The organism is Clavibacter sp. AC415, from assembly GCF_979252985.1.
Genome location: NZ_CEEDAR010000018.1, coordinates 1 through 17,202, shown reverse-complemented (window position 1 = coordinate 17,202; position 17,202 = coordinate 1). Strand labels below are relative to the sequence as shown.

General features: G+C 73.2%; 7 protein-coding genes, 4 tRNA genes and 11 pseudogenes. 17 read left to right on the top strand and 5 right to left on the bottom strand.

From position 1 onward, the window contains the following. Window positions 1–71: 71 nt before the first annotated feature. Window positions 72–359, top strand: coding sequence for a hypothetical protein (locus ACZ411_RS10965; protein ID WP_464170587.1), 288 nt, complete (start codon window positions 72–74; stop codon window positions 357–359). Between the two features lie 446 nt (window positions 360–805). Next, window positions 806–979, top strand: coding sequence for a hypothetical protein (locus ACZ411_RS10960; protein WP_464170585.1), 174 nt, complete (start codon window positions 806–808; stop codon window positions 977–979). A gap of 24 nt (window positions 980–1,003) precedes the next feature. Here the strand turns inward: ACZ411_RS10960 and ACZ411_RS10955 are convergent. Together ACZ411_RS10955 and ACZ411_RS10950 are read right to left on the bottom strand one after the other, a co-directional pair. Next, window positions 1,004–2,484: pseudogene (locus tag ACZ411_RS10955) on the bottom strand (phospholipase D-like domain-containing protein). A gap of 79 nt (window positions 2,485–2,563) precedes the next feature. Then, a pseudogene (locus tag ACZ411_RS10950) lies at window positions 2,564–3,063 on the bottom strand (YajQ family cyclic di-GMP-binding protein). Window positions 3,064–3,251: 188 nt separating this feature from the next. Here ACZ411_RS10950 and ACZ411_RS10945 point away from each other — a divergent pair. Both ACZ411_RS10945 and ACZ411_RS10940 read left to right on the top strand, forming a co-directional pair. Further along, window positions 3,252–3,335, top strand: a tRNA-Tyr gene (locus ACZ411_RS10945). Window positions 3,336–3,508: 173 nt separating this feature from the next. Further along, window positions 3,509–4,621: pseudogene (locus tag ACZ411_RS10940) on the top strand (aldo/keto reductase); the annotation flags it as partial. A 134-nt stretch (window positions 4,622–4,755) separates the two neighbouring features. On the opposite strand, the gene ACZ411_RS10935 reads toward ACZ411_RS10940, so the two are convergent. After that, window positions 4,756–5,073, bottom strand: a complete 318-nt coding sequence (locus ACZ411_RS10935) for a hypothetical protein (protein ID WP_464170583.1) — start codon at window positions 5,071–5,073, stop codon at window positions 4,756–4,758. A 290-nt stretch (window positions 5,074–5,363) separates the two neighbouring features. Here ACZ411_RS10935 and ACZ411_RS10930 point away from each other — a divergent pair. Then, window positions 5,364–6,174 (top strand): annotated as a pseudogene (locus tag ACZ411_RS10930) (inositol monophosphatase family protein). A gap of 1,129 nt (window positions 6,175–7,303) precedes the next feature. Then, window positions 7,304–7,525, top strand: coding sequence for a M23 family metallopeptidase (locus ACZ411_RS10925; protein WP_464171113.1), 222 nt, complete (start codon window positions 7,304–7,306; stop codon window positions 7,523–7,525). Between the two features lie 90 nt (window positions 7,526–7,615). Here the strand turns inward: ACZ411_RS10925 and ACZ411_RS10920 are convergent. Beyond that, window positions 7,616–9,369, bottom strand: a pseudogene (locus tag ACZ411_RS10920) (glycoside hydrolase family 13 protein). Between the two features lie 164 nt (window positions 9,370–9,533). Here ACZ411_RS10920 and ACZ411_RS10915 point away from each other — a divergent pair. The 7 genes and pseudogenes from ACZ411_RS10915 to ACZ411_RS10885 all read left to right on the top strand — a co-directional run bounded on the left by ACZ411_RS10915 (window position 9,534) and on the right by ACZ411_RS10885 (window position 13,811). Next, window positions 9,534–10,471, top strand: a pseudogene (locus tag ACZ411_RS10915) (aldo/keto reductase). Window positions 10,472–10,595: 124 nt separating this feature from the next. Next, a tRNA-Thr gene (locus ACZ411_RS10910) sits at window positions 10,596–10,666 on the top strand. Window positions 10,667–10,706: 40 nt separating this feature from the next. Next, window positions 10,707–10,780 (top strand) — tRNA-Met (locus tag ACZ411_RS10905). Between the two features lie 193 nt (window positions 10,781–10,973). Further along, window positions 10,974–11,105: a hypothetical protein gene (locus ACZ411_RS10900; protein WP_464170581.1), complete on the top strand. Its 132-nt coding sequence runs from the start codon at window positions 10,974–10,976 to the stop codon at window positions 11,103–11,105. 650 nt (window positions 11,106–11,755) lie between these two features. Further along, window positions 11,756–12,208: pseudogene (locus ACZ411_RS10895) on the top strand (FAS1-like dehydratase domain-containing protein). 7 nt (window positions 12,209–12,215) lie between these two features. After that, the gene (locus tag ACZ411_RS10890) at window positions 12,216–12,677 is read left to right on the top strand and encodes a MaoC/PaaZ C-terminal domain-containing protein (protein ID WP_464171112.1); all 462 of its coding nucleotides are present in this window, start codon (window positions 12,216–12,218) and stop codon (window positions 12,675–12,677) included. Beyond that, window positions 12,655–13,811, top strand: a pseudogene (locus tag ACZ411_RS10885) (UDP-N-acetylmuramate dehydrogenase). Before ACZ411_RS10890 ends, ACZ411_RS10885 begins: the two are co-directional and overlap by 23 nt. A gap of 46 nt (window positions 13,812–13,857) precedes the next feature. On the opposite strand, the pseudogene ACZ411_RS10880 reads toward ACZ411_RS10885, so the two are convergent. Beyond that, window positions 13,858–15,080 (bottom strand): annotated as a pseudogene (locus ACZ411_RS10880) (pyridoxal phosphate-dependent aminotransferase). Between the two features lie 195 nt (window positions 15,081–15,275). On the opposite strand from ACZ411_RS10880, the gene ACZ411_RS10875 reads away from it, so the two are divergent. The 4 genes and pseudogenes from ACZ411_RS10875 to ACZ411_RS10860 form a co-directional block, all read left to right on the top strand. After that, window positions 15,276–15,352 (top strand) — tRNA-Trp (locus ACZ411_RS10875). A 69-nt stretch (window positions 15,353–15,421) separates the two neighbouring features. After that, complete coding sequence (gene secE, locus ACZ411_RS10870) at window positions 15,422–15,715, top strand: preprotein translocase subunit SecE (protein ID WP_464170579.1); 294 nt, start codon at window positions 15,422–15,424, stop codon at window positions 15,713–15,715. Between the two features lie 187 nt (window positions 15,716–15,902). Beyond that, window positions 15,903–17,005 (top strand): annotated as a pseudogene (gene nusG / locus ACZ411_RS10865) (transcription termination/antitermination protein NusG). A gap of 22 nt (window positions 17,006–17,027) precedes the next feature. Next, window positions 17,028–17,202, top strand: a pseudogene (locus tag ACZ411_RS10860) (uL11 family ribosomal protein); the annotation flags it as partial.

The window sequence follows — 17,202 nt, the reverse complement described above, 5'->3', positions numbered from 1 at the left end:
GCCGCGGTCGCCGCCGCAGCCTGCTCGCCCTGGCCGCGGGAGCACCCTGGCCTCCTCTGTGCAGGCCCTCTATGGGCGGCCTCGGCGCCGTCCTCGTCCTCGCGCTCCTCCAGGCCGCGACCGCCGGCGGCCTCGGATCCGGGGACGTGAAGCTCGCGGGCGTCATCGGCCTGGTCCTCGGCCAGCTCGGCGCGGAGCAGGTGGCCCTGGGCCTCGCCGCGGGGACGTTCCTCGGCGGCCTCGCGGCGCTGGCGCTGCTCGTGGTCGACCGCCGGCGGGCTCCCGCGGCCATCCCGTTCGGCCCGTGGCTCCTGCTCGGCGCGCTGCTGGTGGCCGCGTCGCCCACTACGATCGCGTGAGCGTGCGGACGACCCCGGCCGATGGTTGCCTGTACGTCGGCATCTCGTCTCGGTGCTCGGACAGGCGTACGGTGCAGGCAGTGTCCAAGACCCCGGCATCGACGAATCCGACGAGCCAGAGGAAATGACATGGCGGATAGATCGCTCACACTGCTGCAGGACGAGACCGGAGTGCTGCTGGCCGCGGCATCCCGGGCCGTCGTCTCGCTCTACCGGCCGCTGCTGCAGCCGCTCAACCTGACCCACCCGCAGTACCTCGCGCCGCTGGCGCTCGACGAGGAGGAGCCGCAGGCCGTCGTCGACCTCGCCGAGAAGCTGCACCTCACGCCCGGCACCCTCTCGCCGCTGCTCAAGCGCCTCGAGGTCTTCGGCGACGCTCACCCGGTTCCGCGACACGTCCGACGAACGCCGGCTCTCCGTCGGCCGCCACCGGCGCCGGGCGCGACATGCTCCCCGTCATCTGGCGGGTCGGCGACCAGGTCCGGCGCGACATCGCGGGCGAGGAGGAGGGGGACTCGCAGCTCCGCGATCTCCTGCAGGGCGTGCTCGACCGGGCCATCGACCGCGAGGCGGACGTCGCGCGCGCCTCCGCCACCGCGGGATCCGACGACATCGTCTGATCCTGACCGGCGCGCTCCTCGGGCCTACTGCACGCCCGAGGTCAGCCGCGCCAGGTTGTCGAGCACGGTGCTGAAGCGCGTGCGGCGGCTCCACTCGTCGAGCGTCAGCTCTCGGCTGCGCGCCCGGTAGCCGTCCTCGACGCGGCGCATCTCGCGCACGAAGCCGGGGCCGCGCACCATGAAGCGACACCTCCATGTTGAGGCTGAACGAAGCGCATGTCCATGTTGCTGGAGCCGATGACGGCGACGTCGTCGTCGATCGTGAAGTGCTTGCTCGCCGGCAGGATGTACGGGGCCCGGTACATCCAGATCCGCACGCCGGCGTTGAGGAGCTCCTCGTAGTAGGAGCGCTGCGCGTGGTACACCACGGGCTGGTCGCCGATCTCGTCTCACGAACAGCTCCACGGAGAGCCCGCGCTGCACGGCGGCGGCGATCGCGTACCGCATGGAGTCGTCCGGCACCAAGCACGGCGACGTGATGACGATGCGCTCCTGCGCGTAGTACAGCAGCGCGTTGAAGAGGCGCAGGTTGTTCTCGCCCGGGAACCCGGCACCGGACGGCACGACCTGGCAGTCGAGCTCCTCGTCGTCCGTCGTCGCCGCGATCTCGATCGGCTCCGTCTCGCGCACGAGCAGCTGGTCGGTCTCGGCGTACCAGTCGGTGATGAAGATCGCGTTCAGCCCGCTGACGATGGGCCCCTCGAGGCGCGTCATGAGGTCCTGCCACTTCAGCCCGCGCTTGCGGTTGACGACCTTGTTGTAGCTGCGATGGACCATGTTCTGCGAGCCCATGAAGCCCACATGGCCGTCGATCACGAGCACCTTGCGGTGGTTGCGCAGGTCGGGCCGCTGGTAGCGCCCGCGCAGCGGCTGCACGGGGAGCATGAGGTGCCAGTCGGCGCCGATCGCCGTGAGCTTCCGCGTGGTGCGCCGGTAGCCGGGTGCCCGCAGCGAGGCGATGTGGTCGAGCAGCACGCGCACGGTGACGCCGCGGGCGACGGCGCGCTCCAGGGCGTCGAAGAACGGGGCGCTCGTCACGTCCCAGGCGAGGATGTAGAACTCGACGTGCACGTAGCGCGCGGCCTTCTCGACCTCCCGCGGTCATCGCCGCGATCGACTCGTCGTACTGGCTGTAGAGCCCTCGCCCGGTCGCCGCCCACCAGCGGCATGGCGCCGAGGGTGCGGTCGAGCTCGACGACGGAGTCGAGCCAGGACGGCCAGGAGTGCTCGCGCGTGACCCGCTCGATCCCCTCGGTCCACTCGATGATGAAGCGATTGATCTCCTGCTGCTTCTCGCGCCGGCGCCTGGGCGGCCGGGTGGACCCCGATCAGCAGGAACAGCAGGATGCCGATGTAGGGCAGGAAGAAGATGGCCATGAGCCACGCCATGGCGGTGGACGGGCGGGCGGTTGCGGGGGATGGCCAGCAGGGCCGTCGACGCGCACGATGAAGTCGACGACGAGCGCGAGCCCCGCGAGGATGAGGGTGGTCATCGAGGCATCCATCAGGCGGACTGCTCCCCGGGGCGCCCTCGGGCCGACCGGGCGCAGGGCTCGACGGACACGCGCCCGGAGCCCCCGCGGGTCAGCGGAAGTTGACGAACTGCAGGTCGAGGTCGACGTCCGCGCCCTTCAGCAGCGCGATGGTCTGCTGGAGGTCGTCGCTGGGCTCTCGCTGGAGACGCGCAGCTCGTCGCCCTCGACGCCGGCTCTTGATGCTCTTCGGGCCCTCGTCGCGGATGATCTTGCCGAGCTTCTTCGCGTTCGCCTGGTCGATGCCCTGCTTCAGGGTGACCTCGATGCGGAACTCCTTGCCGGAGGCGAAGGGGGTCGCCCTCCTCGAGGCTCTTGAGGCCGATGCCGCGCTTGATCATCTTCGACTGGAGGACGTCGAGGATGGCCTTCACGCGCTCCTCGCTGGAGGCCTTCATGAGGATGGTGTCGCCGCTCGCACTCGATGGAGGCGCCGACGTTCTTGAAGTCGTAGCGCTGCTCCACCTCCTTCTGGGTCTGGTGGACGGCGTTGTCCGCCTCCATGCGGTACTCTTCGACCTTGCTGACGACGTCGAACGAGGAATCTGCCATGCCGACCACGTTAAGGATCGGCGGCGCGGGAGCGGCCGGGCGGCGTAGGGCTGCCGGCGGGGGCGCAGTCCGGGCGGGGCCGGGGCGCGGCCGGGGCGCGGCTCCGCGCGATTTCGAGTTTCGCGGGCCGGCGCCCGCTATCATCGACGAGCGTCTCCGGTCCGTGATCACACAGGTCGGGTGCGCATGGCGAGTTACCCTAGCGGCCAAAGGGATCTGACTGTAAATCAGACGGCTCAGCCTTCGGGGGTTCGGAATTCCCTCACTCGCCACCCCATGATGACGGCCCCGCGACGCGGGGCCGTCCGTCTGCCACGACGCTCTCGTCGCCGGCCCGCCCGCGCCCGCATCGCCGCGGACGCGCCCGACACCTGAGACCCGCACATGTTCCCCGCCGCCCCCCGGCCCCTCGAGGACGCGCGCCCTCGGCACCTCCGGCCTGGTCGTGTCCACCCTCGGCCTCGGCACCAGCGGCTTCGGCTGGACCGCCGACCGCGAGGAGGCGTGGGCCATCCTCGACGCCTACCGCGAGGAGGGCGGCACCTTCGTCGACACGGCCTCGTCCTGCAACCCCCGGCAATGGATACCGGGGCACGCGGGCGGCGAGTCCGAGGCGATCATCGGAGGCTGGCTGGCCGCGCGCGGCTGCCGCGCTCGACGAGGTCGTCGTCGGCACGAAGGTCGGCAGAGAGCCGCGACGCGCCCGGCACGTCGGCCGGCTCGATCCGCCGGGGCGTCGACGCGTCCCTCCGTCGGCTCCGCACCGAACCGGGTCGACATCGTGCATGCGCGCCTCGACGACACCCGCACGCCCCTCGAGGAGACCGTCGCCGCCCTGTCCGAGCTCGTGACGGGCGGCAAGGCGCGTGTCGTCGGCGTCTCCCGGCTTCGCCCCGAGAGCGCATCGAGCGGGCGCTCGCGCTCGCCCACGGATCCGGCGCCGTGCCCGTGGGCGTCGTCCAGGAGGAGTACAGCCTGCTTGCTCGCGACCACGCCGAGGGGCGGATGCAGGCGGTCGATCCGCGCGCAGGGCCTCGGGCTCGTCGCGCACAGCGTGCTCGCCAAGGGGTTCCTCGACGGGCAAGTACCTGCCGGGGGCGCCGGCGGTGCCGTCGGCGCGCGCCCTCGACGCCGAGCAGTACATGTCGCCGGGCCGGCACGCGACCGTCCGGGGCGGCCGAGGACGTCGCCCTGGCCCCGCGGCGCGACGGTCGCCGAGGTCGCCATCGCGTGGGTGCTCGGCCGGCGCGGCGTCGCGAGCGCGCTCCGTTGGGGCGCGCGGACGGCCCGGCAGATCCGCCAGCTGATGCCCGCGGCGCAGCTCCGGCTCGACGACGACGAGGTGTCGCGGCTCGCGGCCGCCGCCGCACGGGCGACGCGCGACCGGCACCGCCTGACGCGCCGCCCGTATCCTGGGGCGACCGACGACCGAGCCGCATCACGAGGCGATCCGCCCGTGTCCCGTCCCTGGCCCGAGGGCTCCTACATCGCCGCCCTGCTCGTGATGACCACCGCGACCGGCGCCATCGACGGCGTGAGCTACCTCGCCCTCGACCGCGTCTTCACCGGCAACATGACCGGGAACGTGCTCTTCATCGGCTTCGGCCTGGTGGGGGTCGCGGACATCCCCTGTGCTCAACAACCTCGTCGCGCTCCTCGCCTTCATGCTCGGCGCCGTCGTCGCGTCCCGCATCACCCGCCGGGCGCCCACCGACGTGCACCTGCCGCGCTCGTCGGTGCGGAGTCCTCGTGGCCGGCACCCTCCTCACCCTGGCGCTCGCCGTGGTGCTGGCTCGCGGTCGGCACCCTCGACACGACCGTGATGATCGCCATCACCGGGTTCCTCGCGCTCCTGCTCGGCGCGCAGGCGGCCGCCGTGAAGAGCATCGGCCTGCGGGACCTCTCCACGGTCGTCGTGACCATGACGATGGTGAACCTCTCCTCCGACAGCCGGGTCGCGGGCGGCACGGGCGCCGCGTCGGCCCGCCGCATCGGCGCGATCGTCTGCATGGGGCTACGGCCAGCCCTCGTCGCGGCCCTCATCACGACCCCGGGTCGGCGGCGCGTGGGCGCTGCTCGCGGCCGGGCGGGCTCATGGTGCTCGGCGTCGCGCTGCTCGGGAACGCCCGCCGCGTCGAGCGGAAGCGCCTCCCGCGCAGGGGGCGGACGCGGCGCCGGTCGTCGACGAGCGCCTCGGCGCCACCCCGGCCTCAGAGCCTCGACCGTCATCCGCCGGCGCGCCGCGGCCCCTGGCACCCGCCCCGCTGGCGCCGGGGCCCCTCTTCTGGCAGGGTGGGAGAATGACCTCCCCCGGCGACACCGCGCTCCTGACCATCGCCCGCGACATCGCCGTCCGCGCCGGGGAGCTCGCGCTCCGCCGCCGCCGCGAGGGCGTGGAGGTCGCCGCGTCGAAGTCGAGCCCGGAGGACATCGTCACGCACACGGACCGCGAGACCGAGGACCTCATCCGGCGGGCGCTCCAGGACGTGCGCCCCGACGACGGCTTCCTCGGCGAGGAGTCCGCGGGCACGACGGGCACCTCCGGGCTCGACCTGGGTGGTCGACCCCATCGACGGCACCGTCAACTTCCTCTACGGCATCCCCGCCTGGGCCGTGAGCATCGCCGTGGTCGAGGGCGAGCCGGATCCGCTCACCTGGTCCGCGCGCGCCGGCTGCGTCGTGAACCCCACCCGCGGGGAGGTCTACACGGCCACGGCGGGCGGGGGATCGGCGCTCGACGGCCGGCAGCTCGCCGTGAACACGGGCGTGCCGCTCTCCCTCGCGCTGGTCGGGACGGGCTTCTCCTACGACGCCGAGACGCGGATGCGGCAGGGCCGGGTGGTCACGGAGCTCCTCGGCGAGGTGCGCGACATCCGCCGCATCGGCGCGGCGTCGCTCGACCTCTGCGACGTCGCGGCGGGCCGCACGGACGCGTGCTTCGAGCGCGGGCTGAAGCCCTGGGACCACGCGGCGGGCGCCCTCATCGCGGCCGAGGCGGGCGCCCGCGTGACGGGGACCGGCGGCGGTCCAGCGTCCGCCGAGCTCCTGATCGCGGCGCATCCCGAGCTCGCGCGCGCCCTCGAGGAGCGGCTCGAGCGCCCGCGCGCATAGCCCCTCCGACCCTCCCGGCGCATCCCCCGGGTGGCGCGAATCCCTTCCGCCGGTTCAGCCTTTTACCGATCCGTTACATTGCGACCGGGCTGGAACCGGTCGCACGCGCACGCCCCGACCCCCTGTCGGCCGGCACCGCGCAGCACCTGTCCCTCGCATTCAGGAGTCCTCCGATCCTGTCCGTCCTCCACGCCTCGCGTGCCCCCAGCCCTCCGTCCGGCGGCCCTCGTGCTGACCCCCGAGGAGACCACGGGGACCACGTACCCGACGCGACGCGAGCGCCGTGAGGCCGAGCGTCGAGCGGCCGAGGCGACGAGCGGATCCGCGGCGTCGGCCGTCCGGGCCGAGGTGCCCGTCGAGGCACCCGCCGTCCCCACCACGCACCTCCCCGCGGACGCCGAGCCCGCCGCCCTGGCCGCCGCCGAGTCCGTGCCGCTCGAGACCCGCGCCCGCCGCATCCGCGCCGCGTCCGCCGCCGCCCCCGAGGCCCGCCGGTCCTCGTTCGTGCACGCGAAGCGCGCCAGCGTCCCGGCCGCCGCCCCCCACGTGCGCTCCCGCGGCCGACGCGTCCCCGTCTCCTCGCGCCCCGCCCTCGCGGCACCCGCGCCCGAGGCCGCCGCCGGCCGTCGTCGCGCCAGCGCCTCGCGCGGCCTCACGCTCCTCACCATGGCGTTCGTCGCCACCGTGACCATCGCCACCTCGCTGCCGTCCTCCGCGTTCCTGACGGGCCAGGACATCGCCCAGGCGAACGTGGTCACGGACGCGCCGGCGAGCTCCATCCCCAGCCAGAGCATCGCGCTCTCCGCCGCTCCCGAGGCCAGCGTGGTCGGCGGGACCGACGACGCGTTCACGGCCACGACGCCGCAGCAGATCATGCTGGCGCAGACGTCGAAGGGCGCCGGGGCCTTCACGAACGACATCAACGGCACCATCCAGTGGCCCTTCGCCTCCGGCGTGCCCATCAGCGGCGTATTCGGCAACCGCATCGCGCCCTGCTCCAACGGCTGCTCGAGCAACCACCAGGGCGTGGACTTCGCCCCCGGCATGGGGGCGCCCATCCAGTCGATCGCCGACGGCGTCGTGCGCCGAGTCCGTCAGCAGCGACTCCGGCCTCGGCGTCCACCTCGTCATCGACCACGTCATCGACGGGCAGCTCGTCACGAGCGTCTACGGCCACATGCTGCCGGGCTCCATGCGCGTCCAGGCGGGCGACCCCGTCACGGTCGGCCAGCAGATCGGCCAGGTCGGCAACACGGGCGCGTCCACCGGCCCGCACCTGCACCTCGAGATCCGCATGGCCGACGGCACGGCCGTCGACCCCTTCGCCTGGCTCCAGGAGCACGCGAACTAGCGGCAGCGGCGGCGCGCCTCGCGCCGGCACGACGCGAGCCCCCTCGCCCGAAGGCGAGGGGGCTCCGTCGTGCGGTCGGCGCCGACCCGATCAGTCGGCGATGAGCCAGACCGTCGTGTCGGACGGCACGGCGTCCCCGTCGAGCGCACGGCTGGCGAGCAGCACGCGGCCCTCGGGCAGCGGCACGGGCGCGGCCCCGAGGTTCGCGACGACCGTGACGCCCGCGCTCCGGAACGCGAGGACGTCGTCGCCCTCCGCCGTGATCCACTCCATGTCGCCGAGCGCGAGGCCGTGCTCGCGGCGGAGCAGCAGCGCCTCCGTGTAGAGCGACAGCGTCGAGGCGGGATCCGCCTGCTCGGCGTCGCGGGCGAACCGGTCCCAGTCGTCGGGCTGCGGCAGCCAGCTGGCGTCGCCGGTGCTGAAGCCGTACGACGGGGCGCCCGCCTCCCACGGGATCGGCACGCGGCAGCCGTCGCGCCCGTAGCGCTCGCCCGCGGTGCGGTGGAACGTCGGATCCTGGCGCGCCTCGTCGGGCAGGCGGATGTCCTCCGGCAGCCCGAGCTCCTCGCCCTGGTAGATGTACGCGCTGCCCGGCAGCGCGAGCATGAGCGCGCTGGCGGCGCGGGCCCGGCGGAGGCCGAGCTCCTCGTCCACCGTCACGGTCGAGCGCGGGCCGATGCCGACGCCCTGCGGGTTCTCGCCCGAGAGCGCGAGGCGGCTGGCGTGCCGCACCACGTCGTGGTTCGACAGCACCCAGGTGCTGGGCGCGCCGACGGAGGAGAAGGTCGCCAACGACGCGTCGATGGTGTGCCGGAGCGCGGTCGCGTCCCACGGCGTCTCGAGGTAGCTGAAGTTGAAGGCCTGGTGCATCTCGTCGGGGCGGACCCAGTCGGCGAGCTTCGCGAGCGGCTGACCCACGCCTCGGCGACCATGGCGCGGTCGCCGTCGTAGGAGTCGAAGATCTCCCGCCACTCGCGGTAGATCTCGTGGACGCCCTCCTGCGCGAAGTACGGCGGCGGGGGAGCGGAGGCCGCGGGCTCGTCGTCCACGCCGCCGGCGCCGCCGCCCATGCTGCCCTGGCCCTCGGGCGGCGGCGTCAGTCGGGAAGGCCGGGGCCTTGACCATGCCGTGCGCGACGTCGACCCGGAAGCCGTCGACCCCGCGGTCGAGCCAGAAGCGGAGGATCTCGCGGAAGCGCGCGCGCACCCACGGGTTCGTCCAGTCGAGGTCGGGCTGCGAGGAGTCGAACAGGTGGAGGTACCACTGGCCGGGGGTGCCGTCGGGCTCCGCGAGGCGCTGACCACGCGGGTCCGCCGAAGATCGACTCCCAGTTGTTGGGGCGGGAGCTCGCCGTCGGCGCCCTTCCCGTCGCGGAGCATGTAGCGGGCGCGCTCCTCGCTGCCGGCGGGGGTCGCGATGGCCTCCTGGAACCAGCGGTGCTCGGAGGAGGTGTGGTTGGGGACGATGTCGACGATCACGCGCAGGCCGAGCTCGTGCGCGCGCCGCTGCATGCGGTCGAAGTCGTCGAGGGTGCCGAAGAGCGGGTCCACGTCGCAGTAGTCGGCCACGTCGTAGCCGGCGTCGTTCTGCGGGGAGAGGAAGAACGGGGAGAGCCAGACGGCGTCGACCCCCAGCTCGCGCAGCGCGGGGAGCCGCTCGGTGATGCCGGGGAGGTCGCCGATGCCGTCGCCGTCGGAGTCCGCGAACGAGCGGGGGTAGATCTGGTAGATCACGGCGGTGCGCCACCACTCGGATCCGGTGCCGTGCGCGTCGTCGCCGTCGGGGCGGGTCAGGATGTCGTCCCGGGCAGCCGGGGACAGGGCCGTGGGGGCAGGCGGAGTCATGCGACGAGCCTAGGCGACGGGCGGCGGGCCACCCCGCGGAGGGTCGCGAGCGCGGGCCCGGCGCGGCCGTCCGAGCGCGTGGCCGCGGAATAGCCGGGCGCCCGCGACGGCTTGACCCTGGAGGGGCGGCCACCGCCGTCATCACCGGACGAAGGAGATCAGTCATGACGAACCCCGCACGCGTGCCCCTCGGATCCAGCGGCCTGGAGGTGCTGCCCCTGTCCTTCGGCGGCAACGTCTCGGGTGGACCGCCGACGAGGAGACCTCGTTCCGGCTCCTCGACGCCTACACGGCGGCCGGCGGCAACTTCATCGACACCGCGGACGTGTACTCCGCGTGGAAGCCCGGCAACTCCGGCGGCGAGTCGGAGGAGATCATCGGCCGCTGGCTCGCGTCGCGCGGCCGTCCCGACGACCTCGTCATCGCCACCAAGGTGGGTTCGCTCGAGGCCGCGAAGGGCACCTCGCGCGACAGCGTCCGCCGCGGCGTGGAGGCCAGCCTCCGCCGACTGGGCGTCGACGCGATCGACCTCTACTACGCGCACGTCGACGACCAGGACACGCCGCTCGAGGAGACCGTGACCGCGCTCGCCGAGCTCGTGACGGAGGGGAAGGTGCGCGCGATCGGCGCCTCCAACTTCGCCGCGGAGCGCCTGCAGGCGGCCCTCGACGTCTCGGCCCGCGAGGGCATCGCCCGCTTCGAGGTGCTGCAGAACCGCTACAACCTCGTCGCCCGCGACGACTACGAGGGCGAGCTGGCCGACCTGCTGATCCGCGAGGGCATCGCCTCGGCGCCGTACTCGGGCCTCGCGAGCGGCTTCCTCACCGGCAAGTACCGCGGCGCGGACGTCGACAGCCCGCGCGCCGGCGCCGCCTCGAAGTACTACGACGACCACGGCCGCGCCCTCCTCGAGGTGCTCGACCGCGTCGCCGCCGACCACGGCGTCAGCGTCACGACCGTCTCCCTCGCCTGGCTCCGGGCGCAGCCGTCGGTCACCGCGCCGATCGCGAGCGCGCGCGACCTCACGCAGCTCCCCGACCTCCTGGCCTCCGTCGAGCTCGAGCTGACGGCCGACGAGGTCCGGGACCTGTCCGCCGTCTGATGCCCTGCCGGCCGACCCGTCCGGGCCGGCCGTGCCCCGGTCCGGGGCCGTCGCGCGTCTCGCGGGCGGTCCCGGACCTGCTATCGTCGTAGGGTTCCAGCGCGTCTCCGACGCGCCCAGGCACGCCCCCATAGCTCATTGGTAGAGCACTTCCTTGGTAAGGAAGAGGTAGTGAGTTCAATCTCACTGGGGGCTCGATCCTCCACGAGCGGCCGCGGCCGCCGGCGGGGGTCATGGCGGGGTAGCTCAGGTGGTTAGAGCACACGGCTCATAATCGTGGTGTCGCGGGTTCAAGTCCCGCTCCCGCTACGGAAGCACGGATCCTCCGCGGTCCGTCCTCTCGATAGGCCCCGGACACCTCTCGCCAGGTTCCGGGGCCTTTCCTCATGCCCCAGCGGATCCCGCGCTTCCGGTTCGGCACGCGCCGGGCGTAGCCTCCGGGCATGACCCACCACGAATCCCCGACCACCCCGACCACGCCGCGGGCGCCGAGCACGACGACGTGCTCTACAAGACCCAGGGCAACCCCGTCCCCGACGCGCACGACGAGGAGCGCCGCGAGGCGTCCACCGGCGGCGACTACACCGCCAGCGAGTCCGAGGCGGAGAAGGAGGCGCGCGAGGGCGACGCCTGATCCGCATCCCGCGCACCGAGCGCGGGGGCCGCCGCGACGCGTTCGCGGCGGCCCTCGTGCGCGCCCGCGACGGTCTGCGCGGCCTCCGGGGCGCAGGGCGGCCCGGGGCCGCGGCACCCGTCGTGGGGCGCCTCCGCAGGCGACACGCCGGGCTCGCGCGGGCTCTCGATCCGGTCCGCGAGCGCGGATCCGCATGATCGCGCGGAAGGCGCCGCGACACGCCGAAACACTAGATGTAGTGGAATGACAGGTCTGTAGTTCGGGTTATATAGTGGAGACCTCGCCGCCCGACCAGGTGGCCGAGCAACCCAGGGACCCGCATCGACGCGAGTTCCGGGAGGCCACGGAGCTGCGAGCGCCGAGACCTGAGGAACCGCGACCGGCGGCTCCCGACACGACGCACCAGGAGGGGCACACATCGACTACGACGACGACGACTCCGTCGGCGGCTACGCGATCCCCGTCGACCCCATGGAGCTCCTGCAGTGCGACTCCTGCCAGTAGGGCAGCTGATCCCGCTCCAGCGGCATCGCGACCCGGGCCCCGGTCCCCACGAGAAGTGGGGGACGGGGCTCTCGCGTACCCGGGGCGTTCCCCGATGCACGGCGCCGCCGAGGGCGCTCCGGGGCCCGCCCGCGTAGGATCGTCCGGTGCCAGTGAATCCAGACATCCAGGGTCGCGTGCTCCCCGCCGCCGCCCCTTACCCTGGTGGGCCGCGAGAAGGTGCGCGAGTTCGCCCGCGCCGTCGGCGCCACCCACCCCGTCCGCCTCGACCCCGAGGCCGCGCGCGCCGCGGGCCACGCCGACGTGGTCGCGCCGAGCACGTTCCCCGTCGTGGTGCAGGAGGCGACGCTCGCGCAGCTCCTCGCGGAGCCCGACGCCGGCATCGACTTCAGCCGCGTCGTGCACGGCGAGCAGGCGTTCACGTACACGCGCCCCGTGGTCGCGGGCGACGAGCTCACCGCCACGCTGACCGTCACCAAGGTGGCGTCGCTCGGCGGCAACTCCATGGTGACGGCCGAGTCCGCCATGGTCGACGCGTCCGGCGCCCATGTCGTCACCGCCGGTGCTCGACCCTCGTCGTGCGGGGGGACGACGCGTGAGCGCCGCATCCGCCGTGCCCGTGCTGGCCGACCTCGCGGTGGGCGAGGTCGTCGCCGAGCGCTCCCTCCATCTCACCCGCGATCTCCCCTCGTCCGCTACGCGGGCGCGTCGGGCGACTTCAACCCCATCCACTACCGCGACGACGTCGCCGCGTCGGTCGGGCTCCCGGGCGTGCTGGCGCACGGCATGCTCACCATGGGCCAGGCCGTGCAGCCCGTCGCCGACTGGGGCGGGCGATCCGGCCCGCATCGTCGCGTACGGCGTGCGCTTCACGCGGCCCGTGGTCGTGGATCCCGCCGACGGGCAGCACATGACGATCGTCGCCAAGGTCGGCGCGATCGACCCCGAGGCGGGGACCGTATCCGCATCGACATCGCCGCCTCGGTCGACGGCAAGACGGTGCTCGGCCGCGCGCAGGCGCACGTCCGGCTCGCGTCGGGCACCCGTGACGATCCAGACCCACCGTGACGCCCCGCTCGCCGACCTCACGACGCTCCGTGTCGGCGGCCCTGCGGAGGAGCTCGTGACCGTGAGCGAGCGCGACCGAGCTCGTCGACACGCTGCTCGGCCTGTGGTCCGTCGGCGAGGACTGGGTGGTCCTCGGCGGCGGCTCCAACGCCCTGGTCTCCGACGAGGGGATCGCCGGGGACGGTCGTCCGCATCGCGACGCGCGGCGTCGAGGTCGGCGAGGAGCGCCCCGACGGGACCGTGCTCGTGCGCGTGCAGGCCGGCGAGCCGTGGGACGCGCTCGTGGAGCGCACCGTGGCCGACGGCCTCGCGGGCCTCGAGGCGCTCTCCGGGATCCCGGGGTCGACCGGCGCCTCGCCCGGTGCAGAACATCGGCGCGTACGGCCAGGAGGTCGCCGACGTCCTCGAGGCCGTCGACTTCCTCGACTACGAGACGGGCGAGGTGGAGCGCCTGAGCGCCGCCGACCTCGGGCTCGGGTACCGCACGTCGTCGCTGAAGCGCGGCCGCGCGGGCGTCGTGCTCGCGGTGGACTTCGCGCTCGCGCGGGGCGAGGGCCCCGACGCGCTCGGCCTGCCGGTGGCGTACGCGCAGCTGGCGGGCGCCCTCGGCGTCGAGCTCGGCGACCGCGTGCCCGTCGCCCGCGTGCGCGAGACCGTGCTGGCGCTCCGCGCGTCCAAGGGCATGGTGCTCGACGACGCGGACCCCGACACCTGGAGCGCCGGATCCTTCTTCACCAACCCGATCGTCAGCGCCGCCTTCGCCCGCACACTGCCGGCCGATGCCCCGCGCTGGCCGCAGGAGGACCCGCCGAGGACCTCGTCGTCCCGCTCGGCGACCAGTGGGAGGTCGCGGAGGCGATCGAGCGCGAGGCCGTCGCGCGCCGCCGTCGCGAGCCCGCTGCCGTGAAGCTCAGCGCCGCGTGGCTCATCGAGCGCTCGGGCGTGCAGCGCGGCTTCCGGCTGCCGGGATCGGGCGCCGCGGTCTCCTCGAAGCACACGCTCGCGCTCACCAACCGCGGCACCGCCACCGCCGAGGACGTCGCCGCCCTCGCGCGCTACGTGCAGGGCCGGGTCATGAGCGAGCACGGCGTGATCCTGCAGCCGGAGCCCGTGCTGGTCGGCCTCTCCCTCTAGGGAGGGCCGACCCGCCCGGCCGCTCGGCGTCGGCCGGGCGGCCGGGTCAGGCCAGCAGGTCGCGGATCCGCCGCACGCCCTCGAGGAGCGCCTCGTCGCCGAGGGCGTAGCTGAAGCGCAGGAAGCCGCTCGGGCCGAACGCCTCGCCGGGGACCGCCGCGACCTCCGCCTTCTCCAGCAGCAGGTCGGCGACCTCGAGCGAGCTCGTGGGCGTCACGCCGTCGATCTCGCGGCCGAACAGGCCCGTGACGTCCGGGTAGACGTAGAACGCGCCCTGCGGCGTCGGCGTGACGAAGCCCGGGATGGCGTCGAGCTCGGCGACGATCGTGCGGCGGCGGCGGTCGAACGCCTCCCGCATCCGGTCGACGGTGTCGCGCGGGCCGCGGAGCGCCGCGACGGCCGCACGCTGCGAGACGTTGGAGACGTTGGAGGAGAGGTGCGACTGCAGGTTGCCCGCGGCCTTGATGGCGTCGGCGGGGCCGACCATCCACCCCACGCGCCAGCCGGTCATCGCGTAGGTCTTGGCGACGCCGTTGACGAGGATCGTGCGGTCGGCCAGCGCCGGCACGACGTCGACGATGCTCGCGGCCTCGGCCCCGTCGTAGACGAGGTCCTGGTAGATCTCGTCGCTGATCACCCAGAGGCCCTTGGCATCGGCCCACTCGCCGATCTCGCGCGTCTGCTCCCGGGAGTAGACGAGCGCCCGTGGGGTTGGAGGGCGAGACGAACAGCAGCACCTTCGTGCGCGGGGTCCATGCGGCCTCGAGCTGCTCGACGGTGACGAGGTAGCCCTGGTCGGCGCCCGCGAACACGTCGACGGGGACGCCGCCTGCGAGCCGGATGGCCTCGGGGTAGGTCGTCCAGTACGGCGTGGGGGACGAGGACCCTCGTCGCCCTGGTCGAGCAGCGTCTGGAACGCCTGGTACACGGCCTGCTTGCCGCCGTTGGTGACGATGATCCGGTCGATCCCCACCTCGAGGCCGGAGGAGGCGCGCGTCTTGTCGGCGATCGCCTCGCGGAGGTCGGGGAGGCCGGCGGCGGCGGTGTAGCGGTGGTTGCGGGGATCCCGGGCGGCCTCGGCCGCGGCCTCGACCACGTAGTCGGGCGTCGGGAAGTCGGGCTCGCCCGCCGCGAAGCTGATCACGGGACGCCCGGCAGCCTGCAGGGCCTTGGCCTTGCCGTCGACCTTGAGGGTCGCGGACTCGGCGATGGAGACCGATGCGGGTGGAGACGCCGGCTGAGGGGGACGGTGCTCTGCGGTTCGGACATACCTGCGAGCATAGGGATCCGGACGGCGCGCCACGCGGGCGCCGACGCCCGTCGGACGGGGGTCCGGGCACCGCGCCGGGCGCGGATGCTGGTACACTACGTGCCGGGTCGGTATCTCCGCCATGCTCTTCCGCGCCCTCTTCCGTCCGTGCTCGCACGGTGGTGGGGTGCAGGGGCAGGCGGGCGCCGACGCAGAGGGTGGTGGCTCAATTGGTAGAGCAGCGGTCTCCAAAACCGCAGGTTGCAGGTTTTTCAGAGTCCTGTCCGCCCTGCTGCGGTCGATCCGCGTCCACGGACGCGGCCCGTCGCGGCTCGCCCGATCTCCGGGAGGCGCCTGAGCAATGCAGGAAGGGACCCACGCGTGGCGCGGAAGATCGTGCGACGAGCCGAGCGAGGAGATCGTCGCGCAGGCTCGCGAGCAGCGGGACGCGCGACGCAACCCCTTCGCCCGGCTGGTGCTCTTCATCAAGCAGGTCGTGCAGGAGCTCAAGAAGGTGGTCACCCCCACCCGCAAGGAGCTGCTCACGTTCACGGGAGTGGTCCTGGCCTTCGTCATCGTGATGATGGTGATCGTCTCGCTCCTCGACCAGCTGTTCGGGTACCTCGCCATCGTGGTGTTCGGCAACGGCGCCTAGCACCGGGGCCTCCGCACGGGGGCGGCACGGACCGGGACGGCGGTCGCACGGGGTCCAACGGCCCCCCGCGCCGCGGCGCACGAGGGCCGGGAGCGCCTGCGGGTCGGCGTCGATCCGCCTCCGCGCGTGCCGGAGCCGCACGGCACGAGACGTACATGCACGACGAAGAACGAGGGAAGTAGATCCATTGGCCGAGAGCAAGCGCGACGACGTCGACCTCGCCCCCGCGGCGGAGCAGTCCTCCGAGGTGGACGAGGCCCAGGAGGGTTCCGTCACCACCGCATCCGAGGGCAGCTCGGACGCGGCGGAGCACACCGCCCTGCACGTCGAGGGCGACGACGTCGAGACCGACCTGACGGCCGCGCTCGACGCGATGGAGTCCGTCGACGACCCCGAGGCCGACGCCATCGTCGAGGACGCGCTCGACGTCGACTCCGCCGACGAGGCCGAGGCCGCCGTCGAGGCGACCGACGACGAGGCGGAGGAGGAGGCAGCCGAGGAGGCGCTCGAGCCCGCCGAGGTCACGCCCGCCACCGCCGAGGACGTCGCGGAGGCCGAGGCCGACCTGGTGCCCGACGACGACACGGCCGACGCGGCCGCGGCGGACGAGGACGCCCCCGAGGTCAGACCCGTACGAGGACTTCCGCAAGGAGCTCCGCTCCAAGCCCGGCAAGCCGTACGTCGTCCGCTCCTACGCGGGCTTCGAGCGCCGCGTGAAGAGCAACATCGAGAACCGCATCGTGTGCGCTCAACATGGACCGACGACCTGCTACCAGATCGAGGTCCCGATCGGAGGACGTCGTCGAGATCAAGAACGGCCAGCGCAAGATGGTCAACCGCGTGCGCATCCCCGGCTACGTGCTGGTGCGCATGAGCCTCAACGAGGACAGCTGGTCGGTCGTCCGCCACACCCCCGGCGTCACGGGCTTCGTGGGCAACGCCCACAACCCCACGCCCCTGCGGTTCGAGGAGGCCTTCTCCATGCTGAAGACGCCTCGTCGAGATCAAGGAGCGTGGCGCAGGTCAAGGGCCAGCCCACCAAGGGCGGCCAGGCGCAGCGCGTCGTCGCCGCCGAGGTCGACTTCGAGATCGGCGAGACCATCACGATCAAGGAGGGCTCGTTCGCGGGCCTCCCCGGCTCCATCAGCGAGATCGAAGCCCGAGGAGCGGGCAAGCTCACCGTCCTCGTCTCCCTGTTCGAGCGCGAGACCCCGGTCGAGCTACGGCTTCGACCAGGTCACCAGGAGCCCCTCCAGCGCGATGTCGGGCCGCGCGGCCCGCTCGATCTAGCAATCAAGGAGAAGGAAGAGAAATGGCACCGAAGAAGAAGGTCACGGGTCTGATCAAGCTGCAGATCAAGGCCAGGCGCCGCCAACCCCGCACCGCCCATCGGGCCGGCGCTGGGACAGCACGGCGTCAACATCATGGAGTTCTGCAGGGCGAGTACAACGCCCAGACCGAGGTCAGCGCGGGAACGTCATCCATGA